Raw genomic sequence first — 14,804 nt, 5'->3', positions numbered from 1 at the left:
GGATCCGGGGATAAACGCGTATCGGCTCCGGTATCGAGAACGGGGGCGGAGTCGGGTCGGTCGCGAACGCCGGGTTTCACCTCCGCTGCGCGTGGCCGGCGCTTAAGTCGACGCGGGGCCGACGCACGGACGATGGACGGCGGGACGCTCCCCGGATCCGACGCGGACGACGACGCGAGCGAGCGGAGTCGCGTCGTCTTTCACGTCGACATGGACTGTTTTTACGCCTCCTGTGAGCGCCTGCGTCACCCCGACCTCCGCGGCGAGCCCGTCGTGGTGGGGATGGGGTACGAGCCCGGCGAGACGGTCGGCGCGGTCGCGACCGCGAGCTACGAGGCTCGCGCGTTCGGCGTCGAGAGCGCGACGCCCGTCTCCGAGGCGCTCGACCGCCTGCCGCGACGCGTCGACGCGGATCCCGACGATCCGGCCGCGCCCGACCCCGAGGAGACCGGCCGCTACCTCCCCGTCGACATGGCGTACTACGAGGAGGTCGCCGCCGACGTGAAGGCGGTCCTCAGAGACTGCGCCGACGTGCTGCGCGAGGTGAGCGTCGACGAGGCGTACCTCGACGTCACCGACCGTACCGCGTGGGACGCGGCCGGGGGCGCGGGCGGCGACGGGCCGGCACCCAGCGCCGCGGCGGGCCCAAGCGAGGTCCGGACGCTCGCGGAAGGGTACGCGAGACACGTCAAACAGCGCATCGAGCGGGAGGCCGGCGTGCCGGCGAGTGTCGGCGTCGCGCCGAACATGTCGGCGGCGAAGGTCGCGAGCGACGCGGACAAGCCGGACGGGCTCGTCGTCGTGCCGCCCGGCTCCGTCGCGGAGTTCCTCGCGCCGCTGCCGACGGCGGCGCTCCACGGGGTCGGGCCGGTGACCGAGCGGGCGCTCGCGGAGCGCGGGATCGAGACCGCGGGCGACGTGGCGGACGCCGACCCGGACGCGCTGGCCGATGAGTTCGGCGACCGCGGTCGAGAGTTAGTCCGGCGCGCCCGCGGCGAGGACGACCGCGAGGTCACCCCGCGCGGACTCCCCAAGAGCCTCTCTCGGGAGTCGTCGCTGCCGCGGACGGTCGACGAGGAGCGCAAACGGGAGACCGTCTCCGCGCTCGCGGCCGACGTGGCCCGGCGCGCCCGCGAGCGCGGCTGCCTGTACCGCACGATCGGGATCAAGGCGGTCCTGCCGCCGTTCGACGTCAACACCCGCGCGCACAGCCTTCCCGGTCCCGTCGACGACCCCGACCTGGTCGAGTCGGTGGCGCTGGAGCTGCTCTCCGAGTTCGACGACGACGAGGTCCGAAAGCTCGGCGTGCGCGTGTCCAAGCTGGACTTCGCCGACAGCGACCAGGCGACCCTGGGGGGGTTCGAGGGGACCGGCCGCGACCGTGGAGACGACGGTCTGGAGGGGTCCGGCGGCCGCGGCGAGCGGGAGGGAGCCGGCGGGAAGCTCACCGACTGGGTCGGCGGGGGACCCGACGGATCGGCGTCCGGCGACGACGACGCGGCCACCGAGGCGGACGACGCGCCCGACCGGCGGACCGGCGACGGGCAGGCGTCGCTCGGCGACTGGTCGTGAGACGGCGGACGGGGATCGGTGGGGTAGTTTTAGGAGTCGGCCGCGAGGGAGTACGGACATGGTCTCGTCCCTCCGCGCGATCCTCCTCGGCTCGAACCGGGAGGACCGACCCCGACCCGATCCGCGGCTCGTCGCCCCGCCGCTCTGTTTCCTCGGCGTCTTCGTCGGCTACGCGGTCGGCGTCTTCGAGGTCCTCGGCGGCGTCGTGTTCCTCCCGTGGGACGCGGCGGTCGCGGGCGTCCTCGTCGCCGCCATCCTCGCCTACCGCGGCGACGGGCTGGCGGTCGCGTGGGTCGTCGTCTACGCGGCGCTGCTCGGGTACAGCGCCGACCACTACCTGCTCGGGCTCCCCGGCCGACCGGTCGTCGAGCGGATCGCCGCGCTCCTCGGCGTGGACGGGCTCGTCTATCTCGGCGTCCAGGCGCTCGTGTTGGGAACGCTCGCGTGGATCGGCGGGACGGTCGCCGCGCGCGTGGCCGCGGTCGTCCGGGACCGGCGGTCGACGACGGAAGGGGAGTGAGGCGTCTGCGTCCGAACGCGTGAGCCGCCCGCCCGATGCCGAGGGTTTACCTCGCGGAGCGCCGAGTCGGGGGTATGAGCGACCTCGCGTGGGAGACGACCGACACCGAGATCGACTACCGCTGTCCGGGGTTCGACGTGCGCCGCGACGAGGTGCGGTTCCCCGACGACGGCGAGGGGGAGTACCACTACGTCGACGAGCCGCCGGCGGTGGTCGTGCTGCCGGTGACCCCCGACGGCGACGTCGTCGTCATCGACGAGTGGCGGCAGGCCGTCGGCCGGACCAACCGCGGGCTGCCGGCGGGCACGGTCGAGCCCGAGGACCGCGACGACCTCGAGCGGGCGGCCGCCCGCGAGCTCGCCGAGGAGACCGGATACGAGGCCGCGGCCTTCGAGCACCTCACGACGGTCGAGCCGGCCAACGGCGTGACGAACGCGGTCCACCACCACTTCCTCGCGACCGGGTGTGAGCCGACGGCCGACCGCGACCTCGACCGCGACGAGTCGATCGCGGTGGAGACGGTCCCGTACGACGACCTGCTCGCGAGCGTCGTCGACGACGACCTCCGCGACGGCCGGGCCGTGACCGCCGTGACGTGGTACGAGCTGTTGTACCGATGACGACGACCCGTTCGCCGCCGGCCCGGAGGCGACCCGCGGCCGACGGACAAGCCCTTTGTCCGGCGGACGCCAACGGGAGACGATGACGACTCCCTCCGACGACGACCCGGTCGAGCGCGCGGCGGCCGCGGGGCCGTCCGACGGTGACGCTCCCGCGGCCAACCCGGTCGACGACGCTCCCGCGGTCAACTCGACCGACGGCGACGCGGCGACGGACGGATCTCGTAGCGGCTCGATCCCGAAGGCGATCGCGGCCGCTGTCGGCCTCGGCGTGCTCGGGCCGGTGTTGGCGGTGCTCGGTGGACAGGGGATCTTCCTCGTCGACGCCGCCGTCGGCGGGCTGCCGCTCGTCGTGTCCGTGATACTCACGCTGATCGTGGGCCAGTACGTCGCGTTCGGCGGGCTCGCGGTGAGCTACCTCGCCTGGCGGGGGTTCGACCGGACGGGAATCGTCTCGTATCTCGGCGTTCGACGACCGAGCCTGACGGAGGTCGGGCTCGTCGTCGGCGGCTGGGTCGTGATCGTGATCACGCTCATCGTCGTCTCCTCGATCGTCCAGCTGCTCGGCGCGGAGGCGGCCTCGAACCAGAGCGCCGAGCTCGCCCTCCAGAATCCGGCGATCATCCCGCTTTTCGTCGTCGCCATGTTCCTCGTGGTCGGCCCCTGCGAGGAGATCCTTTACCGCGGCGTCGTCCAAGGACGGCTCCGGGAGTCGCTGCCGGCGGCCCCGGCCATCGCCATCGCCTCGGGGATCTTCGCGTTCATCCACGTGATGGCGCTGACGGGCGGGGTCTCCGGGCGCCTCACCACGGTCGCGATCCTCTTCTTCCCGAGTCTGGTCTTCGGCGCGGTGTACGAGTACACCGAGAACCTGGTCGTCCCGGCGCTGCTCCACGGCCTCCACAACGCGGTGATCTTCACCCTGCTGTATATCACCGTCACCTACAGCGACGAGCTCCAGGAGATGGCGGAGGGCGGCGCGGCGCTGCTCCCGGTCTGATCGACCCCTCGCCCCGACCGGATCGCTTATTTCGCGAGCGGGGGTAGGAACCGGCGGACAGAGGGAGCCCGACTCCCGTGCCTCTGGCATGAGGAAAGTCCCCCCACCGGCCGGACGGGCGACCGGGCACACGCCCGGAGTCGGAGACGGCTGGCTCTGGAACAGCAACGACACCCCCCGCCCCGACCCGTGATTCGCGCGAACCGACCCGCAAGGGAAGGGAGTTAACCCGATGAGGGCGCGTGGCGCTGCCGCCCCGAGGCGACGGGGCCACGTTACAGACGGGCGGGAACGGATGGAACGGCGAATCCTCGCCGGTGCAAGTCCGTGCCGATAGGTAGTCCGGCCACGGCGCGGACGCTCAGCCGAATGTCGGGACGAACCGAAGGGGGCTTACTCCCCTCAGTCCGCTCGCACGCCGAGCGGCGCGACCGGCCGTAAAGAAGTCCGCGGCCGGAAGACGCCGAATCGGCTTCGGTGGGTGCGTAGGAGGCACCGTGCGGTCGTTTTCGTTCGATCACGAACGTTCACCATCAAGGGAAGCGTTCAAGTCGTCAGCACCGCTAACAGTGTGTATGTCCGAGGCACAGACCGTTCGGCTGTCGTACGACGACGGGGCACGAGCGGTCGAACTCGCACGCGAGGCGGTCGAGTCGTTCGTCCGACACGGACAACGCGAACAGCCCGGAAGCATGCGCGAGGCCTTCTACGCGCGGACCGGGGCGTTCGTTCGACTGGAATCGACCCGCGGACGCGGCCGGCTGCGGGGGTGTGCGGGCGCGTGGGACGGATCGGACCAGCTCGGCCACGCGATCGTCGAGGCCGCGATCAAGGCCGCCTCCGGTGACTCCTGCGGGTCGGAGGTCGAGCCGAAGGAGCTGGAGAACATCACCGTCTCCGTCTGTATCGTCTCGAACACCGTCCTCACGAACGACCCGCTCGAGGACCTCGAGATCGGTACCCACGGCGTCGCCGTCGACGGCGGCAACGCCCACGGCTGGCTCTACCCGACGGTCCCCGTCGAGAACGGCTGGTCGGGCGCGGAGTTTCTCTCGCGGGCCTGCCGCAAGGCGAAGCTCTCGCCGACCGCCTGGCAGGACGACGACACCATGGTAACGCTCATCGAGGGCCAAGTGTTCCGAGAGCGCGCGGACGGCGGCGCGGTCGAGGAGCTGTAGTCCGACCGACGGAACGCCGAAACTCCCTCGCCTCGGTTCGTTCTCTCACCCCGTTCGATCTACACCCGTTACTCCGACCCGTACCCGACGCGCTCCGCGTCCGCGAGCGCTCGCTCCGTCGCCGCGTCGAGGTCGAACGCATCGTCGGCGACCACCTCGCCGCCGCGGATCACGGGCTCCATGAGCGGCTCCGCGTCCGCCGGCCCGTCGCGAGCGGCGAGCCCGACCGCGTGGTCGCCCTCGGCGGTGCGGTAAACCGCCTTCGCACCCGAGAGCTTCCCGCGCTTGGCGGCGGGCTCGCCCTCGACCGCGACGATGTCGAGCGCGAAGTCGACCGGGTCGGCGTTGGAGACGTAGCCGCCGACGCCGAAGCCGTCGACGACGTCGCGGAGCCGCCGGAGGTCGGCCGGGCCGAGTCCGCCCGAGACGTACACGTCGACGTCGCCGTGGCCGCGGGCGTCGAGCTCCCAGTTCACCTCTCGCACGATGTGTCTAAAATCGCCCCGTCGCGAGCCGGTGGTGTCGAGTCTGACCCCGTCGAGCCGGTCGCCGAGCGCGTCGACCGCGCGCAGGACCTCGTCGACCTCGTCGGAGTAGGTGTCACAGAGCGCGATCCGCGGGACCGACTCGTCGACCGCCTCGTCGAAGGCGCGCCAGGCCGCCTCCTGCTCGCCGCGCCCGAAACAGATCGAGAGCGCGTGCGGCATCGTCCCCGACGCCTCGCGCCCGATCAGGTCGCCGGCGGCGACGTGTGAGAAGCCGTCGAGCCCGGCGACGAGCGCCGAGCGCTCCACGGCGGCCGTCATCGCGGGGTGGACGTGACGCGCGCCGAAGGAGAGCACCTGCGAGTCAGGCGCGGCCACCCGGCAGTCGAGCGCGGCGGTCGCGATGGCGGAGGCGTGCGAGAGGAAGCCCAGAAGCGACGTCTCCAGTCGCGCGAACTCGAGATAGTTTCCCTCGATCCGCATCACCGGGCCGCCGTCGAACAGCCGGCCTTCGGGGATCGCGTGGACGTCGACGTCGCGGCCCGAAAGCAGCGCGACCGCGTCCTTCAGCCCGGCCAGCAGCTCGAACTCCCCAGTCGGAAACTGGTCCGCGGTCACCTCGGCGACGACCCGGGGGTTCCGTCCCGCGCCCTCGAGGGCGGTCGCCGTGCGGTCGAAGTAGGCGTCGGTGGCCCGCCCGCTCCGGACCGCCTCGGCGTCGACGATGTCGAACTCGCTCATGATCGGGCGTTCGGTCGGCGGGGACGAAAAGTCATCCGTGTCGTCCGCACGGCTGGTGTCGGAACGAGGGGTACGGGCGCGGACGGTGCCGGCGGTTCCCGCGTCGCGACCGGCTACCGCCGCGAGCGACGCCGGAGGAGCGCGGTCGCGGAGAGCAGGGCGACGAGCGCGGCGACGACGCCCAGTCCGGGCACCCCTTCCTCCGTGGACCCGTCCGCGGGAGGCGATCCCGCGTCGGTTCCGTCCGGGTCGCCGTCCGACGCCGAGCCGCCGTCCGACGCCGAGCCGCCGTCCGACGCCTGTTCGTCGTCCCCGCCGTCCGCCCCGCTCGACGAATCCGTTCCGTCGTCGACCGTCCCGTCGTCGATTGAATCGTCGTCGACCGTCCCGTCGTCCGTCGCCTCACGGGGTTCCGCGAGGTCGATGTCGGGGCGGAGTTCGAAGACGTCCGGCGGGTCGGGCGCGTGGACTATCGTCACCCTGGTCCCGTCGCGCTCGATCCCGTAGGACCCGCGGAAGTCGCCGGTCGATATCTCGCGGACGCCCTCGTCGAGCCGGTCCGCGCCGTGTTCATCCAGCATCGTGCGGTAGGTGGCGTGGAACTCCGCGGCGTCCGTCGGCGTCCGCCACTCGGTCACCCAGACGTAGCCGTCGCGCTCGGCGTCGCCGGCGTCGTTCCGGTAGGGGTACAGCTCGTCGTCGACCCAGCCCGTCGTCGCGGAGTCCGCGTAGTTGTACGTCGACCGCGTGTCGAGCCGGTCGCTCGTGGCGGTGTGAATCTCGACGTTCTCGCGGACGTCCCGCGTCGGCTCGAGGACGGGGTGGTCGTACTCCCAGCTCTGGTACCAGAACATCACGAACATCGACGCCTCGCCGGCGGTCTCGGATCCGTTCGCACCCTGGTCGGTGTACGTCTCCCAGCCGTCCTCCGCGCCGTCCTCGAAGTCGATCTCGCGGGTCTCGTAGTCGGGGTCGCGGTGGATGACCTCCGCCGTCGCGTTCGGCGGGTCGTTCATCGTCTCGTTGACCGCGCTCCAGCCGCCGTCGTCGATCAGCTCCTCGACGTAGAACGGCCCGTCGGAGTACGGGTGGAGGACCGTCTGGAGGATCCCGACGTTGTAGTCGACCGTCGATCCGCCGCCGGATCCGCTCGAGTCGGGCGGGGCGAGACAGCTCCAGTTCGCCTCACAGCGGTCGGCGTACCGCTCCTCGATGTAGACCGCCTCTCCCTCGACGATCCCGTCGACCGCGAGGTCCGCGTCCTGGGTCGCGCCGACGAACCGTGGCGCGGCGAGGTCGTGGTACTGGTCCTGCATCGCGTGGGTCAGCTCGTGGACCAGCGTCGACTCGCTCACCTGAAGCTCCTCGCCCTCCGCGACCACGAGGACGATCCGGTCGTCGGCCGGCGAGTAGAACCCCGAGACGGAGCCGCCGAACACCGCGTCGATCGCCTCCGCGGTCGACTCGTCCTCGCCGACGACGAACAGCGCCTTCCACACCTGGTCGTTCCAGCGGTCGAACTCGGTCCCGACCGTCGCGTCCGTCCCGTCGCCGCCCGTCCCGTTCGACCGGAACTCCTCGCGCGTGACCGTCTCGACGGGGACGCCCGTCTCGAAGGGACGTTCCCGGAGGTGCTCGACGCGCGCCATGCTCCGGTGGGTCAGGGTCTCGAGCTGATCGGCCGTCAGGCCGTCCTCCTGGTCGAATCCCAGTTCCTCCGCGTGGTACGTCCCGTTCCAGCAGCCGACCAGGTCGTTGTCGGCGGGGGTCTGACAGTCGGCGGCGGTCTCCGCGACCGCCGCGTCCGCCGCGGCGGCGCCGCCCGTCCCCGCGACGAGGAGAACGAACAGGGCGAACGTCGCCGCGAGGGGGAGAGCCCGTCGCATACGGTCGATTACGGGGGACCGGGTAAGTAGTTTGTCCGTCCGATCCCCCCGAGCGCCCCTGCCGTCCGGCGGCGGCTCGCGAGTCCGGTCTTTTGTGTCCGGACGCCCAAGGGTCGACCATGCCGTACGATCCGGCCGACACCGCGGTGGTCGTCGTCGACATGCAAAACGGGTTCTGTCACCCAGACGGGAGCCTCCACGCCGAACCGAGCGAGGCGGCGATCGGACCCGTGACCGATCTCGTCGCGCGCGCCAGAGAGGCCGGCGCGCGCGTCGTCTACACCCGCGACGTCCACCCGCCAGAGCAGTTCGAGGACACCCACTACTACGACGAGTTCGACCGCTGGGGCGAACACGTCGTCGAGGGGTCGTGGGACGCCGAACTCGTCGACGACCTCGACGTCCGTGAGACGGACCACGTCGTCGAAAAGCACACCTACGACGCCTTCTACCGGACGGACCTCGAGGGGTACCTCGACGCCCACGGGATCGACGACCTGCTGATCTGCGGGACGCTCGCGAACGTCTGCGTGCTTCACACCGCCGGCAGCGCCGGGCTGCGGGACTACCGCCCCGTCGTCGTCGAGGACGCGCTCGGCTACATCACCGCCGACCACCGCGAGTACGCCGTCGACCACGCCGACTGGCTGTTCGGCGAGACGGCGACGCTGGAGGAGGTTGCCTTCGAAGACGCGTGAGTCGCGGCGGGCGATCCGACCTGATGCGGCGATTATCAGCCGCGTCAATCGGCGTGTAACCCTTTTGAGCCCCGACCGGGAGCGAGGGGTATGGAACTCTCTCGACGCGGCGTGCTCGGCGGGCTCGGGGCCGCGTGTGCGGTCGGAGCCGTCGGCTTCGTCGGAGCGGCTTCGGTGGGCGACGAGGGCGGCGACGGAAGCGATTCGGACGACGCGGCGACCGGTGCGGACGACGCCGTCGGCGACGGCTCGAGCGGCGGCGGCTCCGACGGCGACTCGGAGGCGTCGACCGCGACGTCGGTCGCCGTCGATCCGGACGCGCCGTTCGAGGCGCGGCTCCTGCGCGAGGACGGGTCGGACAGTGGATCGGGCGGCGGGTCGGGAGACGACTCCGGCGACCGCCTCTTCGACGCCGGGGACCTCGACTACGTTCAGGGAGTCACCGAGGATGACGGCGAACACCTCGTGGGGATCTCGCTATCGGCGGACGGCGAGGAATCGTTCCGCGAGCGGCTCGAGGCGTCGGGCGCGGTCGACGACCCGGAGCCGTTCGCGGTGTCGATGACCCTCGACGGCGAGGAGGTTCGCCGCGTCGACCTCGACGACTCCACCGTGACGGCGCTCACGGATCCGGAGTGGAACGGCGTGTTGACGCTGCCGTTCGAGTCGGCGGAGACCGCGGAGTCGGTGTACACGTCGCTGGCGGCGGAGTGACGTCGGCGGGAGGAGAGTCGTTTATTATCTCGGCGGCCGTCGAGGCGAGCGTGAGCGACCCGACCGAGCGGTCCGGCCGCGACCGCGGAGGCGACACCGGTCGCGGAGAGGACCACGGTGGACGACCGTGTCCCCGCTGCGGGGAGGCGATGGTCCACAGACACTGCAAGTACGTCTGTCCGATCCACGGGGTCGTCTACGACTGTAGCGACACGTTCTATTAGGGGATCGACGGGCGGTCCGCGCCCCGAGGAACGGGTCGCCGCTGGGGAATAATCGAAGCGATACGATGAGAAAATAATCCGGGCGTGGGGGCGATATCCGTGGGAACTGTTATACTTCTGCGGCCCGACCCGTTGTACATGATGGGCGACCCGCTCTCGACCCTCCCCGGCACGCCGCAGAGGGTACCATGGTAGAGAAACGTCAGGTTGCCCGTGGGAAGCGGATCCAGCGCCGCACCGGGAAGACGTTCCACGTCGCCACCCGCCTGCTGCCCGAGGAGATCCGCCACCCCACGTACGTGTTGTACGGGTTCTTCCGCGTCGCCGACGAGATCGTCGACGCCGAGGAGACCGCGCCGCCGGCCGAACAGCGCGCCGAGCTCGAGCGGCTCCGCCGGGCCGCCCTCGGCGAGGAATCGACGAACGACCCGGTGTTGTCGGCGTTCTCGTCGGTCCGCGAGGAACGAGGCATCGCGGACGCGGACGTGAACGCCTTCATCGACGCGATGGAGAGCGACATCGACACCGACCGCTACGAGACGTACGACGAACTCGAGACGTACATGGACGGCTCCGCGTCCGCAGTCGGGCGGATGATGACCGCGATCATGGACCTCGATCCGGCGGTCGAGGAGACGGCGCTGCCGCACGCCACCCGGCTCGGCGAGGCGTTCCAGATGACGAACTTCCTGCGGGACGTCCGCGAGGACGTCGTCGAGCGCGACCGGGTCTACCTCCCGCTCGAGACCCTGCACCGACACGGCGTGAGCGAGGGCCGGATCTTGAACCTGGAGTTCGACGACGACGTGGCCGCCGCGATCCGCGAGGAGCTCGTCCGGACCGAGCGGCTCTACGAGGAGGGCGTCGCCGGGATCAAACACCTCCCGGAGGACTGTCAGTTGGCGGTGTTGCTGGCGGCGGTGCTGTACGCCGACCACCACCGCCTGATCAGGAACCTCGGGTACGACACCGTCTCGACGACGCCGGATCTCTCCTTTACCCGGAAGCTCTCGCTCCTCGCCCGGACCCGCTGGAAGTGGCAATGGAACCCGGATCCGGAGGCGGTCTTCTACGAGATGAGCCACGGCTTCGACCGCGACCGCGGTCGGCACGGTCACGGCCGACGCGACCACACGGTCCTCCGGACCGACTGACCCGTCGGTAGCCGATGGACCGGGCACGATTCGTTCGACTCGCGTTCCTCGCGTTCGCGCTCGGTATCGCCGCCTTCGTCGTCCGCGGGACGACCCGGCTTCTCGCGCCCTACGGGGTCGCCGTCGCGCTCTCCGCGCCGCTGCTTTTCGCCGCCGCCGCGATCCTCGCCGGGCTGGTGATGGTGGCGGCGCTGGACGTGACGGGGATTCGGCCGGTGGAGTGAGGACGCGACGGCGTATCGCCGCGAGCCGGAACGCCCTTTTCCCGTCGCCTCGGAGGGGGTCCATGAACGTACGAGCCGTCGCCGACCTCTCGCCCGCGGAGCGGCGTGCTTTCTTCGAGCGCGACGCAGGGATCGAGGCGGTCCGCGGAGACGTAGAGGAGATCGTCGACCGGGTGCGCACCGAGGGCGACGTGGCCGTCCGCGAGTTCGCAGAGGAGTTCGACGGAGTAGCGGTCGGCAACCTCGACATCACCGACGAGGCTGCGCGCGCGCACGCCGAACTCGAGGACGCGGACGACCCGGTCCTCGAGGCGGTCCGCGAGGCCGCCGACAACGTCCGGGCGTTCCACGAGCGACAGCGACCCGAGGACTGGCGCGAGTCGTTCGAGGGACGCGAGCTGGGCCGCCGGTTCCGGCCGATCGACCGGGCGGGCGTCTACGTCCCCGGCGGCGCGGCGGCGTACCCCTCCAGCGCGCTGATGGGCGTGATCCCGGCGGTCGTGGCGGGCGTCGACCACGTCTCCGTCGCGACGCCGCCCGCGGACGACCCGAACCCCGTCACCCTCGCGGCGATCCACGAGGCGGGCGCGGACGCGGTGTACCAGGTCGGCGGGGCACAGGCGATCGCCGCGCTCGCGTACGGGACGGAGACGGTGACGACCGTCGAGAAGGTGGTCGGCCCCGGCAACAAGTGGGTGACCGCCGCCAAGGCGATCGTCCAGGGTGACGTCGAGATCGACTTCCTCGCGGGACCGAGCGAGGTGTTGGTACTCGCGGACGACACGGCCGATCCCGAGTACGTCGCCGCCGAGCTGCTCGCACAGGCCGAACACGACCCGAACGCCTCCGTCGTCGCGGTGACCGACGACGCCGACCTCGCGGACGCGGTCGCCGAGGCGGTCGAGACGGGCATCGACGAGCGCGAGCGCGCGGAGACGATCCGGACCGCCCTCGAGAACGACGCCTCCGGCGTTCTCCACGCGCGGTCGATGTCGGAGGCGGTGCTGTTCGCCGAGGAGTACGCGGCCGAACACCTCTCGATCATGGCCGACGACGACGAGGGGCTGCTCGACCGTATCTCGAACGCGGGATCCGTCTTCCTCGGCTCCCACTCGCCGGTCGCCGCGGGCGACTACGCGGCCGGCCCGAACCACGTCCTCCCGACGAACGGCGGCGCGAAGCGGTACGGCGGGCTCTCGGTGGACACGTTCCTGCGCTCCTCGACCGTCCAGCGGCTCGACCGCGAGGCGCTCTCGGGGATCGCCGACGTCGTGACGACGCTGGCGGAGGCGGAGGGGCTGGAGGCGCACGCCGAGAGCGTCCGGAAGCGATTCGAGTAGGACGGTCGGAGCGTTCGCGGACGGGAACGGTCGCGTAGGACGGTTAGGGTGTCCGCGGTCGGAAACGCGGTCGCGTAGAACGGACTACGCGGGCTCGAACGTGTACAGCCGGACCTCGCAGGCGGGACAGACGAGCGTCTCGGCCGGCTCCTCGCCCGGCCCGCTGTAGCCGCCACAACAGGGCATGTCGACGCCCCGTTCGAGTTCCGTCTCGCAGTCCGGGCAGCGGTCGAGGAACATCCGATTCGTCCGCGCAGCCGCGAGGCGGACCGAGTCGTCGTCGAGGAACGGCTCGGCCGCGCGGTAGCCGGCTATCTCCGCGATCGCGGTCGGCCGGTCGATCCACGTCTCCTCCATGACCGTCGCGTCCTCCGACGCGAGCGCGATCCACTCGCGGTCCTCTCGGATCACGCGCGAGGTGGTCGCGGGCGAGATCTCCCGCGCGATCTCGGCGAGCGACTCGGTGTCGCGGTCGCGAAGCCGGTCCATCTCCGCGCCCCAGCGCTCGTCGTACGCGGCGGTGGGAGCCACCGTGTCGCCGTCGACCGCGAGGACGTCCGCCGAGACGAGGCGGTCGAGGAGGACGGCGGGGTCGACGGCCGTCGGGCGGAGCGACCCGGCCTCGCCGTCGGGAGGTCCCCCCATCCCGCCGGCCGCGTCCGTTTCGCCGGGCGCGTCCGGTCCGCCGGCCGCCTCCATTCCGCCGCTCGTGCCGACCCCGTGAAACACCGCCTCGCTGCCGGGGATCGGGGCGACCAGTCGCGGCGCGAACCGCGGCGTCCCCGGGACGACGTATCCCCGGAGCCAGACGAGCGCGAGGCCGGCGAGGGCGACGGTCCCCCCGATCGCCGGCGAGCCGACGGCCGTGAGCGCCGCGGCGGCGATCGCGACGATAGCCACGTTGACCGTCGTACACGGCCAACAGCGGTTCTCGCCGGTGTGTGCGGGTCGCCTGATCGCGCTCGCCGTGGGGAGACGCATTCACACGGGGTTCCGGCCGCCGCGGCATCAAGTTTGCCGTGCTCGGACGGACAGTAGGTTCGACCGGCGATCGCTCCCCACGAGTACGTTTCTCACGGGGGGGCTCGGATCACGTCCGGGCGCCTCGGCGGTCTCCGGAGCGTACGTGAGCACTCGAATCCGGAACGTACGGGTCATAGCAGCCTTCTTACGCCGAATGAGAGGGTTTCAGAGTGTAATGGTGGAAGATACCGGTGGACGGACTGGACCGAGTTCGAGACGGCGATTCATCCTGACCGGCGGGGCCCTGGGGCTGGCCGGGCTGGCCGGCTGTGCCGGCGGGAGCGACGGCGGCGACGGCGAGGCCGGGGCCGGCCTCGAATCGAGCGGCGGGGACGGCGGCGGTGGCGGCGACGGCGGCGACGGCGGCAGTGGCGGCGACGGAAGCGACGGCGGGTCGAGCGACCCGATGCTCGCGGAGGCCTCGGAGTTCGATCCCGCCGAGCCCAACTGGGAGGAGAACAACTACCTGATGACGGCGGTCTCGGAGAACGACTACTTCCAGGGGAGCCAGACGGACCTGGAGAACATGCGGAACCAGGACGTCGAGAAGATAGCTCACGGCAACCCGCCACGGGAGCTGCCCGACGACGAGAGCGAGTGGGTCGACCCCGACCCGCTCATTTTCGTGGACAAGCCCGGCGAGTCCGGCCAGACGCAGTACCAGGATACCATCCAGCCGCTGCTGGACCGGCTCGAGGAGACGACGGGACGGACGGTCGAGTGGCAGCCCGTCGACTCCAACGCGGCGACGGTCGAATCGTTCCGGGCGGGGCGCGGACATTTGGGCGATATCTCGACCGGAACATCCGCCTTCGGGGTCAACCTCGGCGGCATCGTTCCGTTCGCGGTCCCGATAAGTCCCTCCGGACAGTTCGGCTACCGGCTGCTGGCGATCACCCGCGACGACGAGCACGACATCCAGTCCGTCAACGACTTCGCGCGTGACAATGTCACAGTCACGCACTCCGAGCCGGCGTCGAACTCCGGCAACCAGGCGCCGTCGGCGCTGTTCGACCAGTTCTTCGACGTGACGGCCGGAGAGGACTACGAGAGGGAGTTCTCGGGCGGCCACGACCAGACCGCCCGCGGCATCGCGGCCGGCGACTACGACGCCGGGCCGATCTGTAGCACCTGCGTCGACGACCTCGTCCAGTCGACGGAGGACATCGACTACGACGACTTCAAAGTGGTCTGGGCGAGCAACCCGTTCCCGCCGGGTCCGATGGTCCACCGATACGACCTTCACCCGGACATCGTCGAAGGGATCAAGGAGGCGACCATCGGGACCGACTGGACGGACACCGAGTACGCCGAAAACACCGGTGAGGCCGAGTACGTCGAAATCGACTACAAGAAGGTGTTCAACGACATCCTGATCATCCAGCGGTACAACGGCGTCGAGTACGAGAGCGGGAACCTGTAACG

The 14,804-nt window shown here is 70.9% G+C and carries 15 protein-coding genes and 1 other RNA gene; 13 read left to right on the top strand and 3 right to left on the bottom strand.

The annotated features are described in order from the left end of the window. The first annotated feature begins 132 nt into the window (after positions 1 to 132). The 6 genes from FN829_RS06580 to FN829_RS06555 all read left to right on the top strand — a co-directional run bounded on the left by FN829_RS06580 (position 133) and on the right by FN829_RS06555 (position 4,890). A complete protein-coding gene (locus FN829_RS06580) occupies positions 133 to 1,572 on the top strand; it encodes a Y-family DNA polymerase (RefSeq protein ID WP_142986198.1) in 1,440 nt (479 codons plus the stop codon). 58 nt (positions 1,573 to 1,630) lie between these two features. Then, the gene (locus FN829_RS06575; protein ID WP_142986197.1) at positions 1,631 to 2,092 is read left to right on the top strand and encodes a hypothetical protein; all 462 of its coding nucleotides are present in this window, start codon (positions 1,631 to 1,633) and stop codon (positions 2,090 to 2,092) included. 74 nt (positions 2,093 to 2,166) lie between these two features. Further along, the gene (locus FN829_RS06570; protein ID WP_142986196.1) at positions 2,167 to 2,712 is read left to right on the top strand and encodes an NUDIX hydrolase; all 546 of its coding nucleotides are present in this window, start codon (positions 2,167 to 2,169) and stop codon (positions 2,710 to 2,712) included. 82 nt (positions 2,713 to 2,794) lie between these two features. Further along, positions 2,795 to 3,712 carry a CPBP family intramembrane glutamic endopeptidase gene (locus tag FN829_RS06565; RefSeq protein ID WP_142986195.1) on the top strand — a complete coding sequence of 306 codons (918 nt, stop codon included), beginning with the start codon at positions 2,795 to 2,797 and terminating at the stop codon, positions 3,710 to 3,712. 56 nt (positions 3,713 to 3,768) lie between these two features. Next, positions 3,769 to 4,120: RNase P RNA component (gene rnpB, locus FN829_RS06560), an RNA gene on the top strand. Between the two features lie 167 nt (positions 4,121 to 4,287). After that, positions 4,288 to 4,890, top strand: coding sequence for a TIGR00296 family protein (locus FN829_RS06555; RefSeq protein ID WP_142986194.1), 603 nt, complete (start codon positions 4,288 to 4,290; stop codon positions 4,888 to 4,890). Positions 4,891 to 4,958: 68 nt separating this feature from the next. Here FN829_RS06555 and FN829_RS06550 read toward each other — a convergent pair whose 3' ends face one another. Together FN829_RS06550 and FN829_RS06545 are read right to left on the bottom strand one after the other, a co-directional pair. Beyond that, on the bottom strand, positions 4,959 to 6,116 hold the full coding sequence (locus FN829_RS06550; protein ID WP_142986193.1) for a nicotinate phosphoribosyltransferase: 1,158 nt from the start codon (positions 6,114 to 6,116) through the stop codon (positions 4,959 to 4,961). Between the two features lie 113 nt (positions 6,117 to 6,229). Further along, positions 6,230 to 8,002, bottom strand: coding sequence for an Hvo_1808 family surface protein (locus FN829_RS06545; RefSeq protein ID WP_142986192.1), 1,773 nt, complete (start codon positions 8,000 to 8,002; stop codon positions 6,230 to 6,232). Positions 8,003 to 8,121: 119 nt separating this feature from the next. Here FN829_RS06545 and FN829_RS06540 point away from each other — a divergent pair, with 119 nt between their 5' ends. From FN829_RS06540 to hisD, 6 genes are all read left to right on the top strand, one after another. Beyond that, positions 8,122 to 8,700: a cysteine hydrolase family protein gene (locus tag FN829_RS06540; RefSeq protein ID WP_142986191.1), complete on the top strand. Its 579-nt coding sequence runs from the start codon at positions 8,122 to 8,124 to the stop codon at positions 8,698 to 8,700. 90 nt (positions 8,701 to 8,790) lie between these two features. Then, on the top strand, positions 8,791 to 9,414 hold the full coding sequence (locus FN829_RS06535; RefSeq protein ID WP_142986190.1) for a hypothetical protein: 624 nt from the start codon (positions 8,791 to 8,793) through the stop codon (positions 9,412 to 9,414). Positions 9,415 to 9,464: 50 nt separating this feature from the next. Next, positions 9,465 to 9,638 (top strand): HVO_2523 family zinc finger protein, encoded by a 174-nt coding sequence (locus FN829_RS15875; RefSeq protein ID WP_185955713.1) that lies wholly within the window; start codon positions 9,465 to 9,467, stop codon positions 9,636 to 9,638. A 188-nt stretch (positions 9,639 to 9,826) separates the two neighbouring features. Next, positions 9,827 to 10,792: a phytoene/squalene synthase family protein gene (locus FN829_RS06530; RefSeq protein WP_142986189.1), complete on the top strand. Its 966-nt coding sequence runs from the start codon at positions 9,827 to 9,829 to the stop codon at positions 10,790 to 10,792. 14 nt (positions 10,793 to 10,806) lie between these two features. Next, positions 10,807 to 11,016, top strand: a complete 210-nt coding sequence (locus FN829_RS06525; RefSeq protein WP_142986188.1) for a hypothetical protein — start codon at positions 10,807 to 10,809, stop codon at positions 11,014 to 11,016. A gap of 62 nt (positions 11,017 to 11,078) precedes the next feature. After that, entirely contained in the window at positions 11,079 to 12,356 is a 1,278-nt protein-coding gene (gene hisD, locus FN829_RS06520) for a histidinol dehydrogenase (RefSeq protein WP_142986187.1), read from the top strand. 84 nt (positions 12,357 to 12,440) lie between these two features. Here hisD and FN829_RS06515 read toward each other — a convergent pair whose 3' ends face one another. Continuing rightward, the gene (locus FN829_RS06515) at positions 12,441 to 13,337 is read right to left on the bottom strand and encodes a hypothetical protein (protein WP_142986186.1); all 897 of its coding nucleotides are present in this window, start codon (positions 13,335 to 13,337) and stop codon (positions 12,441 to 12,443) included. Positions 13,338 to 13,554: 217 nt separating this feature from the next. Here FN829_RS06515 and phnD point away from each other — a divergent pair, with 217 nt between their 5' ends. Next, positions 13,555 to 14,802, top strand: coding sequence for a phosphate/phosphite/phosphonate ABC transporter substrate-binding protein (gene phnD / locus FN829_RS06510; protein WP_142986185.1), 1,248 nt, complete (start codon positions 13,555 to 13,557; stop codon positions 14,800 to 14,802). Positions 14,803 to 14,804: the final 2 nt, after the last annotated feature.

It is taken from the genome of Halorubrum cibi (assembly GCF_900182635.1).
Classification (GTDB): domain Archaea; phylum Halobacteriota; class Halobacteria; order Halobacteriales; family Haloferacaceae; genus Halorubrum; species Halorubrum cibi.
Note: the sequence above shows the minus strand (reverse complement) of the source record. Positions and strands in the feature narration are given on the sequence as shown.